Here is a 5,179-nt window from a genome sequence, read left to right as displayed (position 1 = left end):
GAGACAGACCGGGGGTTCCGCCACCGCCGCCTGCCGCATACCGATCCCCAGCCCGCCGAACACCGAGCACCCGACGCCGATGACCACCGCAATGCCCACCCGCCCAAGCCGCCGTCCCAACGTCAATCCCATGATCGACGATCGACTCCCTGATATACCCAACTGTCTTCTGCCCCTCTGGTAGTCGCGACAACACAACATCAGGTGCTAACGCAGGATCGACCACTCGGGTTCGATCGTTGCGGTGAATGCAAGGGTGCGGGTGATGCGGGATTGCAGATGGCGTTGTCATCAACGGGTTTGCGGTGCAGACGTATGCATCCGCTGAATGTCGGTGTGCTCACTGAACTTCGGAGCTGTGGGAGATTCGATTTCCTGAGTGGCTCCAGGCAACCTGATCAGCTGGGGTCGGTCGGGAGCGGGAAGTATCCGGTCTTGGGCTCCTCGGGCAGCCAGTCGACACTGTGGTGCACTTGGTGGATCCCGCCGCCGGTGACGGCGACGAGCTCTTCGCCCTCCTCTAGCGGTGTAACGAAAAACTTCATGCCGTAGTGAGTTTCCATTTCGTCCGCATCGACTTGGATGTGTCGGCTCGTCGTCTCGATCACGACATCGTCCACACTCTGCGCGAACCGAACCCCCACGAACCGCGGAAATCCGTCATCCCGTGAGGTGAAATACCGTACCCTTTCACCAGGCTCGCGCATGCCGCCAATCCCTCCGCTCATCAGCTTGCCCACGCCATTGCTGGCCTCGATGAAGGTGGCCAGAAAATCGCCGTCGTCCGGCCACCCCATCACATCCGCCGCCGACGGTCGCCGCGCGTCGCACCACAGACGCCAGGTGAACTCGCCCTGTGAGCAGACCGCGGTGACGGGCTTCCAACCCTCATCCAAGAGTGTCATCTCCCGATCGTCACACACGGGAACCCAGGAATGTGTTCTCTTCCAGTCGGATCCCACCACGCGGCACAGATTTGCGTCCCATCCAGGAAGCCTCCGGTCGGACCGTGGCTATCGCGCGCCAAACCCGGTCGCAGCGGACCTTGGGTGATGTGCGAGCTCCAGTGTTTTTCCGCCCGGCTCACATCCCGGCCGGGCGGCACGATCAAGTAGTACGCCTGAAGATTCCCGGGAAAATCGTGGTCGACCTGGAGGAACGTCATGGTCTCCACGACAGTCAGGCCCTCTCCGATGACGCGGATTGTCACCGGGCCCTCAACCCTCTCGGCGTTGGCGCTGGCCACCGGCGCGGTGACCACGGCGAAAGCTGCAGTCACCGCAGTAACGACGGCGGCGCAGAACACAGTGCGCATGATTTCCCCTTTCCCCTGGGAAACATTGTCCCCCGCGCCGCGCGAGAATGGCATACTGATGGAGCCGAAAGCTGTGTGTGTGCCGGGGTGGATCGCGCAGGCAAACAGGGCTCGAGTCAGCAGAAACGACCTGATCAACATGAGCCGTGAGACGTCCGGTTGCAGGGGGTGCAAGTGTCCGCTGGCGGCGTAGTGGAATTGCGGCCGTGGGCTATTCGGCGTGCGAGCGTTGCGTCGGTCTCTGGAAGCCGCCGATCTTCTGCTCGAGTAGTTCGGCCAGTCGTAGCGGGGTGCGGTCCTCGAACATCGGGCCGATGAGCTGCACTCCTACCGGCAGGCCCTCGGGTGACCGGCCTGCGGGGATGGCGGTGGCGGGGAGACCGGGCATGGTGGCCATGCCGGCCCAGACGAGTTGATCGAAGAACGGGTACTCGACGCCGTCGATGTCGATCCGGCGTTGCAGCAGGTCGGGGTTGTGGTCGTGCGGGAAGGCGGGAGTGGGCGTGATCGGGCATACCACGACGTCGAACTCGGCGAAGAGCTGTCGCCAGGCGTGGCGGTGGAGTTCGCGGCGGTTGTTCGCTTCGATCCAGTCGCGGTGGGTGAACACCATGCCGCGCAGTCGCGTCGCGTCGAGACTCTGGTCGTCTGCGCTCAGTCCGGCTGCGCGCGTGCGTAGTTCCTCGTAGGCCGCGACGGGAAAACGTGCAACCGAGCCCGAAAACAGCAACTGTATGTAGAGCACCGCGGCGTCGGTCGGGTCGGGCAGCAGCGGACTGTGCCGTTCGACGCGGGCCCCGCCGTCGACCAGCGCATCGGCCACCCGGTTCACCGCGGCCCGCACCGCGGACCCGGTCGGGATGAGCGGATGCTCGTCGAGGACCAGGACACGGAAATCGCAGAGCCGCTCGTGGCGCGCCGGCGGCAGCGTCACACCATGTGCCACACCGAGCGTCAGCGGATCCGGTCCGGCCATCACGTCGAGCAGGAGCGTGAGGTCACGGGCGGTGCGCGCCATCGGACCGACGACGGCGAGGTCGAGGTCGGTCGGTAAGGCCGGCCCGAGCGGCGCCACCATGCCCCGGGGAGCCGCCAGACCGAGTGTCGGCTTGTGCGCGTAGACGCCGCAGAAATGTGCCGGTGTGCGCAGCGAACCGCCGATGTCGGAACCGATGGATAGCGCACCGAATCCGGACGCGAGGGCCGCCGCTGATCCACCGGAGGACCCGCCCGGCGTGCGATCGTGATCCCACGGATTGTTGGTGGTGCCGTAGATCTCGTTGAAGCTCTGCAGATCCTGTAGTCCCAGCGGCACATTGGTCTTTCCGAGCACGACCGCGCCGGCGGCCCCGAGCCGCGACACCTGAACCGCGTCCTCGTCCGGCACGAAGTCGTGGTACTGCGGCATACCCCAGGTCGTGGGCAGCCCGGCGATATTGTAGGACTCCTTGACCGTCACCGGAATACCGAGCAACGGGCGATCCTCGCCGCGGGCGAGCGCCTGATCGGCACGGCGCGCGGCGGCCCGCGCCCGATCGAAATCCGGCACACAGATCGCGTTGATCACCTTGTCGTCGCGCTCGATACGGGCGATTGCCTCCTCGGTCAGTTCCACCGAGCTAACTTCACCGGCACGCAATGCGACCACAAGCTTTTCGGCCGCAAGAAAACTCCACTCCATGAATCGGACCTTACCGGCTTGCCGCAGGTGTCAAATCTCTGTAAATGTCGGCCACATTCACCGCCAAAAATCAAGATAGGCCATGAAATCGTGGATTTATTGTGTCATAATCCCAGGTCACCGCGTTGATGTGAGGCAAATTTGTTGGCGCAAGCCATGAAACGCCGATTCGCACAATGGGATTGATGTCTCATTATCTTCAACTCCCGTGCTGCATTAAATGCAATTCATCAGGATTACAGGCCCAGGCGTGTGACGGCATTGTCTTCCAGCGGGTTCGCGGTGCGGATGTAGCCGTGGACGGTGCGGGGGTTGGCCCAGCGGCCCTGGCGCATGATCTCGCGGTCGCTGGCGCCGCCCAGCGCGGCTTGGGTGGCGAAGCCGGCGCGGAGCGAGTGGCCGGAGAACAGGGCGGGGTCCAGTCCCGCACGGGCGGCATAGCGTTTGACCAGTTCGGCCACCGCACGGCCGGACATCGGAGTGGAGGCTATGCCGCCGTGGCGCGAGATGCTCGGGAACAGGGGGAGTTCGGGGTCGGTCAGGATGGTGCCGGTGTAGCCGTGGCAGCGGTGGATGTCGGGGTCGGGGGAGAGTTGGGCGTCGAGCCAGGTGCGCAGGGCGGGTGCGCCGTGCTCGAAATGGGCCTCGCGCAGGCGAATCCAGTCGGCACACGCGCAGACCGGGCAGGTTCGGGGGCGCTGGCCGCGTGGCAGTGCCACCCGCTGCGCGGCCGCGCCGGTCGGGTCGGTTTTGGTGGCGGGGAGCTGGATCAGAAGCACCGGTTCGCCGCTGGCGTGATCGGTCTCGACTCGGATGTCGGTGATGCGCAGGCCCGCGATCTCGCTGCGCCGCAGCGCTCCCGCGAAGCCGACCAGTAGCACGAGCGCATCGCGACGCCGGGCGGGCTCGCTCGGCCAGCCCGGCTCGGGCAAGCCGTCCAGCAGCTGCGCGAGGGTGTGCAGCAGCACGGGACGCTTGCGTTGCGGCTGGGTGCGTCGCGTCCGGCGAATACCGCGCAGGGTCAACCGCACCACATCCGACCGGGTCGGCGAGGGCAACCCGTTCGCCGCGTGCACCGCCGCGATCGCCGCACTCTTGCGCTCGAGGGTCGCCGCTCCGAAAGCCCACTTGCCCTGCGTTTTCCGTGCGTCGGCCGCCGCGGCCAGGTACACCGCCACGTCCAAGGGCTCGGCGGGCAGCGCCTGCCGCCCCTCCGCCGCACACCACGCCGACCACGCCACCCAGTCGGATCGATACGCCCGCACCGTATTCGGCGACTGCGACGCCTCGAGATACCGGCCCAACGCCGCGGCCTGCTCGTCGTCGAACCGCTCCCGCACCGTCCGCAGCGCGGCCGCGTCCACCAGCACGCTGCGTACCCCGCGCCGCAGTGCGGACCGCACTGTTTCGGGCACCGCCACCTGGCCGCCCGCCCCCGCATCCTCGGCCGCTGCGCTCACCGCTGTCACGCTACCGTGTGAATCGCACTGCCCAGCGCCCCGTCGGCCGCGAGTTCGCCGGCGAGGCGTGCCGCGTGCTCGGCGCCGGGCAGCGGAACACCCCGGCGTGCCCGACAGGTCAACTGTGCCGATACCTTCCGGCTGGGAACGGTAGCGGCAAGAGCCCCGCGGCGGCGAGGAGATTCGCACCGGACGGGTACACCATCGCCGGGATGACGGAACAAGCTGCCGCGCACCCTGTTCGAGGACGCGACCGGCGTTGATCGTTTGATGATCGCCGACGCCCAAACCTACTGAGAGACAACGCCGGAAACACCGTTAGCGCCAGTGTCGCGATCTGGGGTCGCCGGTTCGCTCCACCGCTGGCTTCGTCTTCGTGGCTTGTATCTCTACTGCGGCCGGTCGACACCCAGCGGATCGGCCTGGCATGGCTTAAGAGGAGCGTGGAGATAATCTCCGCAGCAGCGGCTCAGCTCGAGCGCATCGACGCAACGATGGTGCCATCGGTGCAGGGCGAAGGTTGAATATGTCATAGACGCGCACGATGCAATGACGCAGGCAGTGCCATCGCAAGGGGTGGCCCGGCTCATCCGGCCGCGAGCGCGCAGCGCTGAGATACGCACCGGGCTAGGAACGGTGAGCCTACTGGCGGTAGGTGGACAGGAAGCGGCCGATGCGCTCGATGATGGCTTCCAGATCGTCGGCGTGGGGGAGGGTGAGGAT

The 5,179-nt window shown here is 66.2% G+C and carries 4 protein-coding genes; all 4 read right to left on the bottom strand.

What is annotated here, in order from left to right; genetic code table 11:
- Positions 1–398 precede the first annotated feature (398 nt).
- Positions 399–896 carry a hypothetical protein gene (locus tag JZ791_RS43425; RefSeq protein ID WP_216903706.1) on the bottom strand — a complete coding sequence of 166 codons (498 nt, stop codon included), beginning with the start codon at positions 894–896 and terminating at the stop codon, positions 399–401.
- Positions 897–901: 5 nt separating this feature from the next.
- Positions 902–1,315, bottom strand: coding sequence for a hypothetical protein (locus JZ791_RS43420; protein WP_216903704.1), 414 nt, complete (start codon positions 1,313–1,315; stop codon positions 902–904).
- A gap of 211 nt (positions 1,316–1,526) precedes the next feature.
- Positions 1,527–2,996 carry an amidase gene (locus JZ791_RS43415; protein WP_216903702.1) on the bottom strand — a complete coding sequence of 490 codons (1,470 nt, stop codon included), beginning with the start codon at positions 2,994–2,996 and terminating at the stop codon, positions 1,527–1,529.
- A 236-nt stretch (positions 2,997–3,232) separates the two neighbouring features.
- Positions 3,233–4,456: a site-specific integrase gene (locus JZ791_RS43410; RefSeq protein WP_216903700.1), complete on the bottom strand. Its 1,224-nt coding sequence runs from the start codon at positions 4,454–4,456 to the stop codon at positions 3,233–3,235.
- Positions 4,457–5,179 lie beyond the last annotated feature (723 nt).

Source organism: Nocardia alni, assembly GCF_019038435.1.
Lineage (GTDB): Bacteria > Actinomycetota > Actinomycetes > Mycobacteriales > Mycobacteriaceae > Nocardia > Nocardia alni.
This window is presented reverse-complemented; position numbering and strand designations above follow the sequence as displayed.

What these genes read in the sequence shown, in the direction of transcription:
- JZ791_RS43420 (WP_216903704.1), bottom strand. Translation starts at nt 1,315, where the DNA reads ATGCGCACTGTGTTCTGCGCCGCCGTCGTTACTGCGGTGACTGCAGCT.
- JZ791_RS43415 (WP_216903702.1), bottom strand. Translation starts at nt 2,996, where the DNA reads ATGGAGTGGAGTTTTCTTGCGGCCGAAAAGCTTGTGGTCGCATTGCGT.